Origin of the sequence: Yinghuangia seranimata, assembly GCF_029953285.1 — a bacterium.
In the GTDB taxonomy this organism is placed as follows: Bacteria; Actinomycetota; Actinomycetes; order Streptomycetales; family Streptomycetaceae; genus Yinghuangia; species Yinghuangia seranimata.
In genome coordinates this window covers 49,942-64,974 of record NZ_JASAOI010000030.1, presented here as the reverse complement: position 1 = coordinate 64,974, position 15,033 = coordinate 49,942, and the positions used below count along the sequence as shown (strand labels likewise).

Below are 15,033 nucleotides of genomic sequence, written 5' to 3'. Positions count from 1 at the left end.
AAACCGGGCCCGCCGCCGACTGTTTCGACCGACCGTGGGGTCGGCTCGGGTTCAGCTGGTGTACTCGACCACCGTGTCCGACAACACAACCGCGTCGTCGCGCTCGACCGACGACGTCTGGACGATCAGCGAGCCGCCCTCGTCCCACACGCGCACGCGCATGGTCTCGCCCGGGAAGAAGATGCCCGCGAACTTGGTGCGGTAGCGCTTGACGCGGGTCACGTCGCCGCCGAGCACCGTGTCGACGACCGCCTTCAGGGTCAGGCCGTACGAGCACAGGCCGTGCAGGATCGGGGTGTCGAAGCCCGCCGCCTTCGCGAAGTCCGGGTCCGCGTGCAGCGGGTTCCAGTCGCCGGACAGGCGGTACAGCAGCGCCTGGTCCTCGCGGGTCTTCACGTCGACGGTGTGGTCGGCCTCGCGCTCCGGCACGTCGATCTTGGTCGTCGGGCCGCGGTCGCCGCCGAAGCCGCCCTCGCCGCGCACGAAGATCTCGGCGCGCGAGTCGTACAGCGGCGTGCCGTCCTCCAGCGTCGCCGAGGACTCCAGGACGATGACCGCCGCCTTGCCCTTGTCGTACACGTCGGCGACGCGGCTGGTGGCCTGGATGTTCTTGGCCTTGGCCGGCAGCGGGTTGTGGATGATCACTTCCTGGCCGCCGTGCAGCACGGCGCGGAGGTTGATGTCGATGCCCGGCAGCGCGGACAGGCTGCCGCCGACCTTGGTGCCCGCGACGGTCGCGAACGTCGGCAGCACCTGGAGGTTCTTCTCGTACGTGTAGCGCAGCTCGTCGGCGCCGGTCGCCGGGGTGCCCGCGCCGACGCCCAGGTGGTAGAGGATCACATCCTTGTGCGTCCAGCTGATCTCGCCCTTGCGGGGCTCTGCACCGGTGGCCACTGCGACGTCGATGGGCATGACGTCTCCTCCCTGGGTGTGGTCGTCGAGTCCGTGCCGCGCGGGTGTTCCGCGGCGCTCACAAACTAGAACTTGTTTCCTTTTTGCTGCAATGATCGGGCCTCGATCGACCGCGTCTGTGACCGACACCGCACCTGGGGGCGCCATGTCCACGCTCGAACCGCTGCCCGCCGCGAACGACGAACCGCCCGCGTGGGCCCCCGGGGTGCCGGAGGTGCCCGCGGACGTCCTGGCGGAGCTGCGCGGCACCTGGACGCCGCGCCCGGACCCGGACAGCGCGGGACGCGCCGCCCGCCACCGCCTGGCCGAGGCCACCCGCCGCCTGATTGAGGCGGCCAAGACCATCGACCCGGAAGGCGACGCGGACGCTCTCGGCAGCGTAGCTGACGAGGTATCAGATTTGGCAGCCCGGATCGCCGCGATGCCCTCGCTGAGAGATCGCACACCCTCCCTCGCCGACATCCAGCTGCACGAGCGCAGCCCGTTCGTGGGCGCCGCCAACCCGCTGGCGCCGCCGATGGAGCTGGCCGCGGACGGGCCGGTGATCCGCGCGCACGCGGTGTTCGGGGAGGCGTACGAGGGCCCCAACGGGCGCGTGCACGGCGGCTACGTCGCGGCCGCGTTCGACGAGGTGATGGGCGTCGCGCAGTCCGGCGCGGGCGCGCTCGGAATGACCGCCTACCTCACCGTGCGGATGCGCCGCGGGACGCCGCTGCACGAGCGCGTCGACTACGAGGCCGAGGTCGTCCGCGTCGAGGGCCGCAAGGCGTGGGTCGAGGCCCGTTCGTACGCGGGCGGCGTGCTGGTCGCGGACGCGGAGGGGCTGTTCATCCGGGCCCGCTCGGTGTGACCCGGGGCGGCACCCCGGACGGCCCGCGGCGCGGAGGCCGGGGCACGACGCGGGGCCCCGCGCGGCACGCCGCGCGGGGCCCTCGACGCCTTCGGCCCTGGGACCGGGTCAGCTCTTGACGCTCACCCGGTCGAACAGGATCAGGCCGTCCTCGAAGAGCGTCAGCCCCTCGATCTTGCCCTTCTTGCCCTGCACCGCGGCCGCGAACGACTTCTCGTAGGAGAAGAACGGCAGGTCCTTCACGAGCTCCTGCTGCACGGTCGCGTACGCGGCCTTGCGCACCGCCTCGTCGGTCGAGTTGCGGGCCTTGTCCAGCGCCTCGTCGACCTTCGGGTTGCTGTAGCCCGTGCGGTTCTCCGCGCCCTTGGAGTCGAGCACGTTGTAGAGGACCGGCTCCGGGTCGTCGAAGGTCACCGCGAACTCGGCGGCCTGGAAGTCCTTCTGGATCATCACCTTCGTCGCGTACGACGAGCCGTCGAGGAACTCGAGGTTCATCTCGATGTTCTTCATGCCCTTGGTCTGCGCCTGCCAGTACTCGGCACCGGCGTGCGCGGCCGCGCTGCTGTTCGTGGTGTACGTGAACTTCAGCGGCTTGCCCTCGGCGGCCAGCTGGTCGAGCAGCGCCTGCGCCTCGACCTTGTTGTTCGACGGCATGACCGCGGTCGGGTCGACGAACGGCGAGGACGGCATCAGGAACGTCTTCAGCGTCTGGCCGGCGCCGTCGGGGCCCTGGATCTTCGCGGCGCGGTCCGCCGGGTCCATGATCAGCGCGTACGCGCGGCGGGCGCGCGGGTCGTCGAACGGCGGCTTGTCCGTCTTGAACATGGTCATGAAGCCGCCGTTCTTCTCGTCGTAGGCGACTGTCAGGCCCTTGTCCTTGGCCTCGGCGACCATCTTGAAGTTGGCCGTGGTGACCAGGTCGGCCTGGCCGGCGGACAGCGCGTTCAGGCGCTGCGTCTGGTCCATGACCGGCTTGAACGTCACCTGGCTGAGCAGCGGCTTGTCCTTGGCCCAGTAGGCGGTGTTGCGCTCGAGCGTCAGCGCCGAGTCACGCACCCACGACTTGACCTTGAACGGGCCGGCGCCGACCGGCTTGGCCATGAAGCCCTTGGGGTCGGCCTTGATCGCGGTCGGCGAGCCGATGAACGCGAGGTTGTGCGCGATCAGCTTGTCGAAGGCCATGTTCGGCGCGGCCAGCGTGACCTTGAGCGTGGTGGCGTCCACCGCCTCGAACGTCAGGCCCTTGGCGGCGGCGAACGCGACGGACTTGTTGTCCGGGTTCTGGTGGCGCTCCCAGTTGAACTTGACCGCCTCCGCGTCGAGCGGGGTGCCGTCGGTGAACTTCACGTCGGGGCGCAGCTTGATCGTCCAGACCTTGCCCTCCGCGTCGGAGGTCGCGCCCTCCGCGAGCTGCGGGACGGCCTTGCCGGTCTTCGGGTCGATCCAGAACAGCACGTCGAAGACCGCGGCGGCCTGGGTGCCGCCGTTGAGCGACGAGATGGTGGAGACCGCGGGGTCGATGCCGCGGGTCTCCTGCGTGATGAGGACGGTGAGGTCGCCGCTGCTGCCCGGGGCACCGGTGGCGCCGGCCGGGGAGGCGTCGGACTTCTTGTCGGTCTTGCCGCCACCGCCGCACGCGGTCACGGCGAGGGCGATGGTGACGGCACCGGCGACCGCGGCGAACCGGCGGTGGGTGCGGACTCGTTCGTGGCGCAAAACTGCTCCTGGCGGGCAACCGAGATTGGTGGATTCGGTCAACCTAGCAACGATCGCCCAGCGATCTGACGGATCGTCACATAACGATTTCGCGTCATGAACCTTTGCCCCGGCACGGGTTGACCGTTTACCCGGAGTAGCAGTGCAGATGACAACCGGAAGGCAAACGCCCGGATGTGGTCCGGTCCCGCGCCGCCCCGCGCGCTGCCCCAGTGGTCCAGGCCACCGGCGGCGAATTGGACCGGGACACCCGGTGGAACCGGCGATTAGGGTCCCCCCGTGGGCGATTTGCGAGGAGCGGCGGAACAGCGCCGCGGACTGTGGCTGGGTGTCGCGGCGTACATCATGTGGGGCCTGTTCCCCCTGTACTGGCCGCACCTCAAGCCCGCCGGCGCGGTCGAGATCCTCGCGCACCGGATGGTGTGGTCGCTGGTCTTCATGGTGCTCGTGCTCGCGGTGCTGCGCCGCTGGTCGTGGATCCGTGAGCTGCTGCGCAACCCCGCCCGGCTCGCCAAGATCGTGCTCGCCGGCGTGGTCATCACCACCAACTGGGGCCTGTACATCTGGGGCGTCAACACCGACCAGGTCGTCGAGACGTCGCTCGGCTACTTCATCAACCCGCTCGCGTTCATCATGATCGGCGTACTGGTGCTCGGCGAACGCCTGCGCGGCGCCCAGTGGATCGCCGTCGGGCTCGGCATCGCCGCGGTCCTCGTGCTGACCGTCGCGTACGGACGACTGCCGTGGCTCGCCCTCGTCCTCGCCACCAGCTTCACCATCTACGGCTACGTCAAGAAGACCGTCGGCCTCGCGCCCACCGAGTCGCTGACCGCCGAGACCGCCGTGATGTTCCTGCCCGCCGCCGGCTACCTCGTCTACCTGTCGTGGACCGGCGAGGGCACGCTGGGCACCGTGTCGGCCGGCCACACGCTGCTGCTGATGGGCACCGGCGTGGTCACCGCGATACCCCTGCTGTGCTTCGGCGCCGCCGCCGTACGCGTGCCGCTGTCCACCATCGGCATGCTGCAGTACCTCGGCCCGATCCTGCAGTTCTCCGTCGGCGTGTGGATCTACCACGAGGCCATGCCGACCTCGCGCTGGATCGGCTTCGGCCTCATCTGGACCGCCCTCGTCGTACTCAGCGCGGACGCGCTGGCGCAGTCCCGCCGCACCCGGCGCGCCGTCGCCGACGCGCGCGAGGCGGCGGCGACGACGGCGTCCTCGTCGGCCCCGGCTCCCCCGGCTACGCTCCCGGCCGAACCAGCAGATCCAGCACGTGCGCCCGCCCGTGCTCCGCGAACCGGTTCTCCAACGCCTTGACCTCGGCCTCGGTGAGCGGCTCGTAGGCTCCGTCCTTGCCCGGCCGCACCCACAGCGTGTCCGCGCCCTCCGGGTCGCCGTACCAGGCCTGCCGGGCCAGCACCCGCGTCAGCACCTTGTTGGTCTGCGTGTGCGGCAGTTCGCGCGCCACGCGCACGTAGCGCGGACGCCACGTCGGCGACAGGTCCGGCTGGTCGGCCTGCCACGCGGCGAACCCGGCCGGGTCGAACTCGGCACCGTCGCGCAGCACCACCGCGGCCATCGCCTGGTCGCCGGCCGCCTCGTCCGGGACCCCGTACACCGCCGCGAGCACGACGTCCGGATGCCGCGCCAGGATCCGCGCGACCGGCGCCGACCCGAAGTTCTCGCCGCCGACCCGCACCCACTCGCCGCTGCGGCCCGCGAAGAACACCAGGCCGTCCGCGTCGCGGTACGCCAGGTCGCCGCTCCAGTACCAGCCCTCGCGCAGCCGGTCGGCGGTCGCCGCGTCGTTGTTCCAGTAGCCCTCGAACGCGCCCGCGCCGTCCAGGTTGACCAGTTCGCCGACCGCCTCGTCGGCGTTCAGCAGCCGCCCGGACGCGTCGAACCGGCCCGGCGGGCACTCCTCGCGGGTCTCCGGGTCCAGGATCCGGATGTTCCCGTTGGGCTTGCCCAGCGCGCCCGACGGCATGTCGGCCACCGGCGTGAACGACAGGCCGCCCTCGGTCGAGCCGAAACCGTCGCGCACCGTGCAGCCGAACCGGCGCGCGAACCGCTCGACGTCCTGCGGGCCGCCCTCGTTGCCGAACACCCGGGTCAGCGGGTTGTCGGCGTCGTCCGGCAGCTCGGGGGTCGCCAGGATGTACGACAGCGGCTTGCCCACGTAGTTCGCGTACGTCACCCCGTAGGCGCGCACGTCCGGCAGGAACCCCGACGCGGAGAACCGGCGGCGCAGCACCAGCGACGCCCCGGCCGCGACGGCGGGCGCCCAGCAGGTGATCATCGCGTTCGAGTGGAACAGCGGCATGGCGCAGTACGCGACGTCCTCGCCGGTCAGCCGCTGCATCCCCACGACGCTCATGCCCTGCGTGGCGATCTTGCCCTGCGAGCACACGACGGCCTTCGGGTGGCCGGTGGTGCCCGACGTCAGGATCAGCATGAACGGGTCGTCCAACGTCGGCTCGGCTTCGGGCAGCGCGGCGCCCGCGTACGGCGCGAGCGCCTCCGCCCAGCCGGGCTCGTCGACGTTCCACACCCGCTCGGCGGGGAAGTCCGGCAACGCGTCACGCAGTTGCGCGGCGTGCGCGGCACCGGTGATCAGCATCGTGCAGCCCGTGTGCTCGACGTCGCGCGCCAGCTCGCCGCCCTGCCGGGTCGGGTTGAGGCCGACCACCACCGCGCCCGACACCGCGGCCGCGGCCAGCAGGAAGGAGAACTCCGGGACGTTCTCCAGCAGCACGCCGACGTGGAACGGCCGCCCGGGGTCGCGCTGGTCCGCCAGGAACGCGGCGCGCTGCGCGGACAGCGCGACGTGCTCGTCCCACGTCCACGAGCGGTCCTCGTACCGCAGAGCGACGGACGGGTCGCCGGCGCGCCGCCGGACCAGGTCGTTGACTGAGACACTCCACCGGCCGGCCATGCGCGCTCCGCTCGTTCGGTCGACGGACGTCGACTGTGGTACCCCTGCCCGACTGCCTTGCCCTGCTGCCCCGCACGTGCCCTGCACGTGCCCTGCGCAAGGTAGTGGGGTCCCCGGGACATGTGAAGATCGACGCCGGACACGGGGCCGCGGGCGCCGGACGCGACCGGCCCCTGAGGCGGCCGGACCACGCCCGTACGGCCCTGGTGCGGCGGTCACCGCAGTGCCACCGTAGGAAAGGTCAAGAGGTGTAGGGGTCACGGCGCACCGCGCGGGCTGCACCCGCCCGGGTCCGCCCGCCCGCGCGCGTACCACCCGTCGAGGAGGATCGTCGTGCCCGAACTCTCCGTTCCCGTCGCGCGCGCACTGGTGCGCCACGGTCTGCGCCCGGTCCTCCACCCGCAGGTGCCGGTGGCCGTCCAGCGGGCCTGGCTCGAGATGAACGCGCAGGCGCAGCCGCTGCCCCCTGGTTCGCACGTGCTGCGGCGCAGCCCGGGCGGGGTGCCCGCGCGGCGCGTCTCCGTCGGGCCCCGGGTGCCGAGCCGCGTCATGCTGTACCTGCACGGCGGCGGCTACGTGGTCGGGTCCTCGCGCGCCTACCTCAGCTGGACCGCCCACCTCGCCCGTGCCGCGCACGCCACCGTCTACTCGCTCGACTACCGGCGCGCGCCCGAACACCCCTACCCTGCGGCCCTCGACGACGCGCGGGCCGCGTGGTGCGCACTCTCCGCCGACACCCCCGCGGACACGCCGATGGTGCTGGCCGGCGACTCGGCCGGCGGCGGGTTGGCGCTGAGCGTCGCGCTCGAGCAGGCATCGTCCGGCGGGCGGCGGCCCGACGCGCTCGTGCTCGTCTCGCCGTGGCTGGACCCGCTGCGGGCCTGGCCGTACGAGCCGATCTACCACCGCGACCCGGTGCTGCGGACCGCGTGGCTCACCCGCTGCGCCGGCCGGTACGCGGGCGGCGCGGACCGCGAGGAGCTCGCACCCGCGTGCTTCGCCGACCTGTCCGGTCTGCCGACGACGATCGTGCAGAACGGCACGGACGACATCCTCGCCCCGCAGGGCGCCGCGTTCGCCGAACGCGCCCGGGAGTTCGGGGTGACCGTCGAGCACACCGAATACCCGGACCTGTGGCACGACTTCCAGGTGCTCGCCGGCCGGCTCCCGGCGGCCGACGAGGCGCTCCACGACCTGGCGAAGAGCCTGGACGCGGCGCTGCCCCGCTGAGCGGCCCGCCGCTACAGCGTGAGCGCCCGCACCTCGTCGCCGTCCGGCACATAGACGTACGGCGCCGCGATCGCCGGGTCGACCATCGTCAGCGAGCTCAACGCGCCGCGCCAGCGCCACCGTTCCGCGCCCGTGGCGCGGTCCAGGACGGTGAGCGCCGGGTCGCCGTGGGAGCGCACGCACACCATGTCGCCCCCGACCAGGATCGGCAGCGTCCGGTCGAGCATGCCGCCGACCGGGTCGCGCTGCCGCTCGGCGGGAACCGGGTCGCTGACCCACCGCACGGTGCCGTCGACCAGGTCGATTCCGTGCACCCGCCGGTCGTCGCCGCGCAGGTAGGCCTCGCCGCCCGCGGACGCCACGGCCATGCCGGACGGTCCGCCGCGCCACGGCAGCGCCCAGCGTTCCGCGCCGGAGGCGGGGCACAGCGAGCGCAGCTGGCCGCCGCCGAGGATGTACAGCACGCTGTCGTCCAATACGGCGAAGTCGCCGGGGCGCTCGTCGCGGCACAGCAGCTTGCCGGTGCCCGCCGCCCGCACGACGTAGTGCGCGACCTCCGCCGTCGTCGCCCGGAAGCGGGCGCACAGCACGAACCCGCGGTCGACGGAGGTGACGATCGAGTCCTCCGCGTCGTCCCGCCACATCAGTTCGCCGGTCTCGGGGTCGAGCGCCCGCACCGGCTCGCGCCCGTCGCCGCTCAGGTACACGGCCCCCGCCCCGTCGCGCGTGAACACGCTTCGGCGCGGCTCCCTGCGGTGCCACAGCACGGCGCCGGTCTCCGGGTCGAGGCCGAACAGCTCGCTGTGCCCGCCGACGGCGGTCAGGCCGCCCGGCACCGGCGCGTTCACCGCGTGCAGGCGGAACGCCCGTTCGGCGCGCGAGAGCCGGCTCGTGCCGCGCGCCCACAGGCCGCGTGCGGCGGCCACGTCGGCACGCCACAGCTCGGCACCGGTCGCGGCGTCGACCCGGGCGATGCGGGTGCCCTGCGCGCAGTACGCCTGGCCCTCGGCGGGCTCGGCGACCAGCCGCCAGCCGGGCTTGCTCCACAGCACCTGCCCGGTCCGCCCGTCGAGCGCGGTGAGCGCCTCGCCGCCCGCGAACAGCCGTCCCTCGGCGGCCGACAGCGCGCGCACGCCGGGGAGCCGCTGCTTCCACAGCGTGCGGGCGACCGTCTCCTGCGCGGCCGCACGACCGCGCCCCCGGGGCACGGACTGCCGGGCGGGCGACGGCTCCGCGTCGGACTGCGCGTCCAGCGTGCGGCGCGCCGCGACCACCCGGGCACCGAACGCGGCGACTTCGGCGTCGGTCGGCACGTCGCCGCCGTAGCCCGCCAGCGGACGGGCGTACTGCGCGATCACGCGGCGGGCCGGCTTGGGCAGCCCGGCGGCGAAGTCCGGGCTCGCGACGTCCGGCCGCTCCGCCGCGGCCACCGCCTCCAACTCGGCCTCGACCTCAGCCGCTTGGGGACGCGCCGCCGCGTCCGCCCCCAGGAGCGCGGCGGCCAGCGGCGCGATCACGGACGGCACGCCGTCGAGGTCGTCGGCGCCGGACGGCACGCGCCCGGTCAACGCGAGCACTAGCAGCACGCCGAGCCCGTACAGGTCGGCCTGGCGTGTCCCGTCCTCCCGTTCGGGCGGCTGCAGCGCCGGTCCGGCCAGCGGCACCCACAGCGCCCCGACCGGCGGATCCTCCGCCAGGCCCGCGGGCTTCGGCGTGAACATGCGTGCCAGACCGCCGTCGACGAGCTGCGCGCTGCTTCCCGTCACGAGCACGTTCCCGGGCGTGACACCCCCGTGCGGCAGCTCGGCGTCGTGCATCGCCGCGACGCCGCGTGCCGCGCCGGCCACGATGCGCAGCGCGGCCACCAGCGGCAACGTGCCGCAGACCGCCAACAGTTGGGTCAGCGACGCGCCCGGCACGTAGCGGCGCGCGTACCAGGGCCGGATGTCCTGCGCGTCCCACTGCACGATGCGGCCCGCGCCGAGGTTGCGCACCCGCGACAGGTCGGTCATCGCGTCGGCGAACCGGTCCGCGAAGTGCGGGTCCGTGCGCAGCAGGTGCGGGTGCGCGAGCTTGATCGTCACCCGCCGGTCGTGCGGCGCGCGGGCGACGTAGACCCGGCCGAACCCTCCCGTGCCGAGTATCCCGACCACTTCGTGGTCGCCCAGCCGGTGTGGATCGCCCGGTTCCAGCTCTCGCATGCGAAGACGCTAGCCGAGTCGCGGCCCGGGCACATCCGGCCGGTTTCCCGAATGTCCGGGCACGGTACGGTACGCGCTCAGCGGTCGACGGTTTCCGGCCGTTCCGCCGGTCCGGTCACGGCGTCCCCGACGACCTCGGCGGCCGCCGCGGGACGGCTCTCGGACACCACGGTACGCGTCGGCCGCAGTCCGGGGACCAGGGCCGCGGTGACCGCGATCGACGCGACGGCCATCACCGTCATCCCGGTCGCGGGCGAGGTCACCTGGGCGACGCCGCCGGCGAGCGCGGCGCCCACGCCCTGCATCGTGACCATGCCCGACGTGTGCAGTCCGAGGGCGTGGCCGCTGAGTTCGTCGGGGGTGAGGGCGATCAGGCGCTCCTGGAGCATCAGCGTGGCCGAGTAGCCCACCGACGCGACGGCGACCAGTACGAGCGCGACGGGCAGCGGCGGCCGCAGGACGAACGCCAGGTACGGAACGGCCAGAAGCAGCCGCATCGGCGCCTCCAACCGGGCGCGCCAGTACGACGGGACGAACCGCCCGGCCACGGTGTCGCCGGCCAGCATTCCGACAGCGCAGAAGGCGAACAGCAGGCCGGCGTCCGACGCCGAGTACGGGATGAACAGTGCCTCGCAGCCGACGATGAGGCCGTTGGGCACCCACAACGCCAGGTACACATAGCGGCGTTCGCGCGACGCCCACAGCCGGCGGTTGTCGCTCCAGGTCTGCGCGGCCGAGGCGCGGCCCGAGGCCCGCGCGGGGCGCGCGGCGAGCCCGAAGCGGGAGGCGAGCGCGGACACCGCGTACAGCCCGGCGGCGACCAGCAGTGTGCCGCGCGGCGACAGCACCGCCACCAGGACACCGCCCACCGCGAAGCCGACGATCTGCATCACGCCGTTGGCCATGTTGAGCACCGAACGCCCGAGCAGATAGCCGTCGCGCGGCAGGACCTCGGTCATCAGCCCGTAGCGCACGCCGCCGCCGAGCGCCGCGACCGGGCTGAGCAGGACGACGATCGCGAACACGGCGCCCACGGGCAGCCCTGGCAGGGCGATCACCACCTGGGACGCCGCGAACAGGGCCGCGATCCCCGTGAGCGCCCCACGCGGGGGCATCCGGTCGGCGGCCGAGAGCAGCACCATCGCGCCCAGCACCTGGGCGAGCGACGGGCCGAACATGGCCAGCGCGGCGAGCAGCGGCGAGCCGGTCGAGTCGAAGACCAGCGTGCCGATGGCGAGCCCGCCGACCGTCGCGGCCGCGTTGTGCGCCGCGGACGCGCCGAACAACGGTCTGAACTCCGGTGTCGTGAACAGTTCCCGATAGGTGCGCATGTCCGGGAGTCTCGGTCCCGGAATCCGAGCGCCATAATGTTTCGCGGGGAGGCGAAACATGGGGTGGTGGCAGCTCGACACGGACACGCTCGCCGGGAGCCGGTTCGTGGTGTCGGCGTACGCGGAGACGACCGCGTGCCTGCTCGCGCTGCACAAGCGCGACCCGGCGCACCCCGGCGAACGGGGCTGGCTCGACACCCACGCCCCCGCCTACGACGCGCTCCTCGCCGACGAGCCGGTCACCGCCGCCATGATGCGCGCGGCGGTGGGCCGCGGGTGGATCGCGGACTTCCTGACCCGCCCGCCGCTGCGGGGCGACGACGAGGCCACGCTCGCGGACGAGTTCGCGCGGGTCCGGGCCCTTCCGCCGGCCGAGGCGCGGGCCGACCTCGAGGTGTCGAACGGCGGCCCGCTCCGCCCGCCGCTGGCCGGACGCGACGACCTGGCCCGGCGCGCGGCGGACCTGCTCCAGTGGGTGTGGACGCACACCGTGGAGCCGTACTGGCCGCGCCGCAGGCGGCTGATCGAGGCCGAGGCGGTCGGACGCATCGACCTGCTGGGTCGCGGCGGCTGGGCGGCGGCCGTCGCCGACATGCGGCCCGGCATGCGGTGGCTGGGGGCGGGCCGGTTGCAGGTCAACGCGTACGACTACCCGCCGCGCGCGGTCGACCCGGGCGCCGAACTGCTCTTCGTGCCGGTCACCATGCGGCAGTTCTGGGTCGCCTGGGACCACGCCGTCCCGGCGCGCCGCTACGCGGTCTTCTACCCGTGCGCGGGCCCCCTCGCGCACGTCGACGACGCCCGGGCACCCGCAAGCCTCGGCCGCCTGCTCGGCCGCGCCCGCGCCGACGTCCTCGCACTCCTCGCCACCCCGCTGAGCACGACCCAGCTGGTGGCCGTGACCGACCAGGGCCTGGGCTCGGTGGGCCGCCACCTTAAGGTCCTGCTGGACGCAGGCCTCATAGAACGCCGCCGCGCGGGCCGCTCGGTCCTGTACTACCGGACCACCGCCGGGGACGTCCTGATCGGCGCACAACCCGACGCCGAAGGGCTGCGCGAACTGTCCCAGAATACCGCAGAGTTGGACCCCTGAATCGGATGAAGGCCGCCGCCGAGGTCGAGCAACCGTTCGACTGACGGGCGGGACTGCCACTCGCCTCAACCCGCAGAGGCCCACGCACAGCAGGCGCATGTCGGGCCGGGGGTCGGGGGTCGGGCTGCCCGAGCGGGCTGCGGGTGAGCACCGCGGTGCGGACTGTGGACCGGTCACGCGGGCGGCGGGCGGATGACACCAGCCGCCGCCCGCGTGACCTGCTCGTCGGGTTACACGCGGGTGGTCAGGAGCATCGGCATCGGGACGTCCTGCTTGGCGAGGCCGTACGCGCCCGAGACGCGGACCTCGTGGCCGTCGGCGGCCACCGACCACGGGGTGTACTCGGTGCCTTCGCTGGTTGCGGGGAAGTTCAGCGAGGCGGCGTGCGTGCCGGTGACGCGGAGGGCGTAGCCGCTGTCGCGGGACAGGGTGGAGCCGACGGCGACCACGCCGCCCGGAACCGCTGCGACGCCGGTCAGTTTGCCCGCGTCGGCCGGGGCCTGGACCTGGGTCCAGGTGCGACCGTCCCAGTGCATGACCAGGGCGTGGCCGCGGTCCTTTTCGTCGACGACGGTGCGGCCGACGGCCCAGACGTCGCGCGGGCTGTTCGCGACGACGCTGTTGAACTCGGCCCACAGACCGGTGAACCGGGGCGTGGGCAAGGCCTGCCAGGTGTGCCCGTCGTAGTGCAGGGCGACGGGCTTGTCGTCATCGCCGTAGCCGTTGCCGACCGCCCACACGTCGTTCGGACCGCTCGCGCTGATCGCGTTCAGCCCCCAACTCGCGTACGGCTTGGGCAGGTTCATCTGCGTCCAGGTGCGGCCGTCCCAGTGCCGGACGATGCCCTCGTCGTGGTCGACGATCTGCGTCGGTCCGCCGTCGGGGTCCGGGATGCGCTGGTCGACGACCTGCGCCCAGCCGGCCGCCCACACGTCGTCGGAGCTGACCGCGTCCACGCTGAGGAGGCCGCCGCCGAGGGCGTCCCCGGACAGTTCGGCCGGGACCACCTGCCAGGAGGTGCCGTTCCAGTGCTGGGTCTGGATCCGCCCGCCGGGCAGGTCGTTGTCGCCGACCACCCACACGTCCCGTGGAGACGTCCCCGCGATCGCGTTGGCCCGCCCCTTGCTGCCGGGGGCGAGGGGCAGTTCCCGCCACGCGGCGCCCTGCCGGTCGTCGTGCGTGTACACCGTCGGCGTGAAGTCCACGCCGCGGTCGTCGGCGCTGATGCGGAAGCCGGTCGCCCACGTGGTGTGCGCGTCGAGCTTCACCGAGCCCATCAGGGAGCACGCGCCTTCGGGGAGTTTGGCGCCGGTCCAGCCGCCCCGTGCGAGGTCCGCGTCCGAGACGGCTGCGGGGTCGCCCGCGGCGGGCGGCGGCGCGACGGTCGCGGCGCCGGCCGGGACGGCCCCGACGACGAGCGCGGACGCGGCGGCGAGCAGGGACAGCCGCAGCCGGGATCCGATGGTCATGGATGGTGTCTCCAGACTCGGGGTGGAGATCACCCCGTCGTCCGGAAGACGCGACGAACGCTCCCGCGCGTAACAAGCGCGCGGGAGCGGATTCGACGTCGGCGCGGTCGCGGACGGTCAGGCGACGCGCGCCTGCGGCCCGGTGCGCGGCCCCATCGCGTTGCGGCGCGCGGGCTGCTTCAGCACGACCATGCGGCGCGTGCCCCACAGCCGGTCGTAGGCGTAGGCGCCGTGGATGCCGGCCGCGATGAGCACGCGCTGCGGCAGCGACCAGCTGAGGATCCGGCCCATGCGGCGCATCACGGCGAGGCTCACGTCGCGGTTGACCTTGATCTCGGCGCGTGCGGTGCGCCGCAGTTCGGAGCGGATCTCCGTGGCGCGCGCAGGGTCGTCGGCCGACAGGCGGAGCAACTCCTCGTGGCAGTACGCGAGGTGGTTCTCCTCGTCGTCGCAGATCATGCTGATCCCGCGGCCGATGTCCGGGTCGTCGCCCAGGTAGCGGCGCAGCAGCCGCATGTCCTCGGCGGCGCGCTGCTCGGTGACGCGGCTGTGCACGAGGTAGCGCACGATGTCGTCGCGCGTCATGGGCTCGTCGCGGCTCAGGCGGGCGTGCGCGAGGCCGATGCCCTGCTGCTCGAGGAGCATGCAGTAGTCGGTCTCGGGCGGGACGTCGGCGGCCTCCAGGCCGCGGCGCCGCAGCATGGCGGCGAAGATGCGGCCGTGCTTGTCCTCGTCGGCGCCGTGCCGGGCGATCTTCGGGGCGAGCTCCCGGTCGTCGACGAGTGCGGCGATCCGGGCGTTCTCCCAGCCGCCCTGGCTCTCACCCTTGGCGGCGATGCTGCAGAAGAGCCGGAACGCCTCGTCGTCCGCGTGGATGTCCTGAAGAATGCCGCGCGCGCTGAGCATGGCGCGTCCTTCCCCGTGCGCGAACGCACGCAGATCGCGCGAATAACAACAAACCCAATGTAATCGGACGCTCGGTAGGTGTCGCGCCGACGGCGGGTAGCCGGGGCGGCGCACGCCGCACACCGTGGGGCCGGTGTGCGGCGTCGCCTGGCCGGGGGGCGCCCGGTGCGCACAGGGCGTCACACGTTGGACGTACGCCGCCGTCGGTAGTACGCCACGGTCGCGACGCCCAGGAGCGGGCCCCACAGCAGGAGCGGCGCATAGGCGGCCGTCATCAGCCAGTATTGACCTCCTCCTCAGGCTGAAGCCCGGGGATTCTCCGTCTGCCGGTGGCCGCCCCGTGCAGGGGCGGCCACCGGCTTCGGTCGGGTTCCTGCTTCGTCGCAC

Annotated in this window: 11 protein-coding genes; 4 read left to right on the top strand and 7 right to left on the bottom strand. The window is 73.3% G+C overall.

Translation table 11 applies throughout. The features are described from left to right. Positions 1-51: 51 nt before the first annotated feature. Positions 52-912 carry a MaoC/PaaZ C-terminal domain-containing protein gene (locus QI554_RS20740; protein WP_281471648.1) on the bottom strand — a complete coding sequence of 287 codons (861 nt, stop codon included), beginning with the start codon at positions 910-912 and terminating at the stop codon, positions 52-54. 145 nt (positions 913-1,057) lie between these two features. On the opposite strand from QI554_RS20740, the gene QI554_RS20735 reads away from it, so the two are divergent. Further along, entirely contained in the window at positions 1,058-1,762 is a 705-nt protein-coding gene (locus tag QI554_RS20735; protein ID WP_281471647.1) for a PaaI family thioesterase, read from the top strand. 108 nt (positions 1,763-1,870) lie between these two features. Here QI554_RS20735 and QI554_RS20730 read toward each other — a convergent pair whose 3' ends face one another. After that, positions 1,871-3,478: an ABC transporter substrate-binding protein gene (locus tag QI554_RS20730; RefSeq protein WP_281471646.1), complete on the bottom strand. Its 1,608-nt coding sequence runs from the start codon at positions 3,476-3,478 to the stop codon at positions 1,871-1,873. Positions 3,479-3,766: 288 nt separating this feature from the next. On the opposite strand from QI554_RS20730, the gene rarD reads away from it, so the two are divergent. After that, positions 3,767-4,798, top strand: coding sequence for an EamA family transporter RarD (gene rarD, locus QI554_RS20725; RefSeq protein ID WP_281471684.1), 1,032 nt, complete (start codon positions 3,767-3,769; stop codon positions 4,796-4,798). Here rarD and QI554_RS20720 read toward each other — a convergent pair. Next, positions 4,722-6,416 carry a long-chain-fatty-acid--CoA ligase gene (locus QI554_RS20720; RefSeq protein WP_281471645.1) on the bottom strand — a complete coding sequence of 565 codons (1,695 nt, stop codon included), beginning with the start codon at positions 6,414-6,416 and terminating at the stop codon, positions 4,722-4,724. The genes rarD and QI554_RS20720 overlap by 77 nt on opposite strands. 333 nt (positions 6,417-6,749) lie before the next feature. Here QI554_RS20720 and QI554_RS20715 point away from each other — a divergent pair, with 333 nt between their 5' ends. Then, positions 6,750-7,646, top strand: a complete 897-nt coding sequence (locus tag QI554_RS20715; RefSeq protein ID WP_281471644.1) for an alpha/beta hydrolase — start codon at positions 6,750-6,752, stop codon at positions 7,644-7,646. Between the two features lie 11 nt (positions 7,647-7,657). On the opposite strand, the gene QI554_RS20710 is transcribed toward QI554_RS20715, so the two are convergent. Both QI554_RS20710 and QI554_RS20705 read right to left on the bottom strand, forming a co-directional pair. Continuing rightward, complete coding sequence (locus QI554_RS20710) at positions 7,658-9,847, bottom strand: outer membrane protein assembly factor BamB family protein (RefSeq protein ID WP_281471643.1); 2,190 nt, start codon at positions 9,845-9,847, stop codon at positions 7,658-7,660. Positions 9,848-9,924: 77 nt separating this feature from the next. Next, positions 9,925-11,178, bottom strand: a complete 1,254-nt coding sequence (locus QI554_RS20705) for an MFS transporter (protein WP_281471642.1) — start codon at positions 11,176-11,178, stop codon at positions 9,925-9,927. A gap of 58 nt (positions 11,179-11,236) precedes the next feature. Between QI554_RS20705 and QI554_RS20700 the strand changes: the two genes are divergently transcribed. Then, positions 11,237-12,271, top strand: a complete 1,035-nt coding sequence (locus tag QI554_RS20700; protein ID WP_281471640.1) for a helix-turn-helix domain-containing protein — start codon at positions 11,237-11,239, stop codon at positions 12,269-12,271. 230 nt (positions 12,272-12,501) lie between these two features. On the opposite strand, the gene QI554_RS20695 is transcribed toward QI554_RS20700, so the two are convergent. Together QI554_RS20695 and QI554_RS20690 are read right to left on the bottom strand one after the other, a co-directional pair. Beyond that, entirely contained in the window at positions 12,502-13,740 is a 1,239-nt protein-coding gene (locus tag QI554_RS20695; protein WP_281471638.1) for a beta propeller repeat protein, read from the bottom strand. A 117-nt stretch (positions 13,741-13,857) separates the two neighbouring features. Continuing rightward, positions 13,858-14,646 (bottom strand): ferritin-like domain-containing protein, encoded by a 789-nt coding sequence (locus QI554_RS20690; RefSeq protein ID WP_281471637.1) that lies wholly within the window; start codon positions 14,644-14,646, stop codon positions 13,858-13,860. Positions 14,647-15,033 lie beyond the last annotated feature (387 nt).

Bases quoted from the DNA above. Each gene is read 5' to 3' on its own strand.
- QI554_RS20740 (WP_281471648.1), bottom strand. From the start codon at position 912: ATGCCCATCGACGTCGCAGTGGCCACCGGTGCAGAGCCCCGCAAGGGC.
- QI554_RS20735 (WP_281471647.1), top strand. From the start codon at position 1,058: ATGTCCACGCTCGAACCGCTGCCCGCCGCGAACGACGAACCGCCCGCG.
- QI554_RS20720 (WP_281471645.1), bottom strand. From the start codon at position 6,416: ATGGCCGGCCGGTGGAGTGTCTCAGTCAACGACCTGGTCCGGCGGCGC.
- QI554_RS20710 (WP_281471643.1), bottom strand. From the start codon at position 9,847: ATGCGAGAGCTGGAACCGGGCGATCCACACCGGCTGGGCGACCACGAA.
- QI554_RS20705 (WP_281471642.1), bottom strand. From the start codon at position 11,178: ATGCGCACCTATCGGGAACTGTTCACGACACCGGAGTTCAGACCGTTG.
- QI554_RS20700 (WP_281471640.1), top strand. From the start codon at position 11,237: ATGGGGTGGTGGCAGCTCGACACGGACACGCTCGCCGGGAGCCGGTTC.
- QI554_RS20695 (WP_281471638.1), bottom strand. From the start codon at position 13,740: ATGACCATCGGATCCCGGCTGCGGCTGTCCCTGCTCGCCGCCGCGTCC.
- QI554_RS20690 (WP_281471637.1), bottom strand. From the start codon at position 14,646: ATGCTCAGCGCGCGCGGCATTCTTCAGGACATCCACGCGGACGACGAG.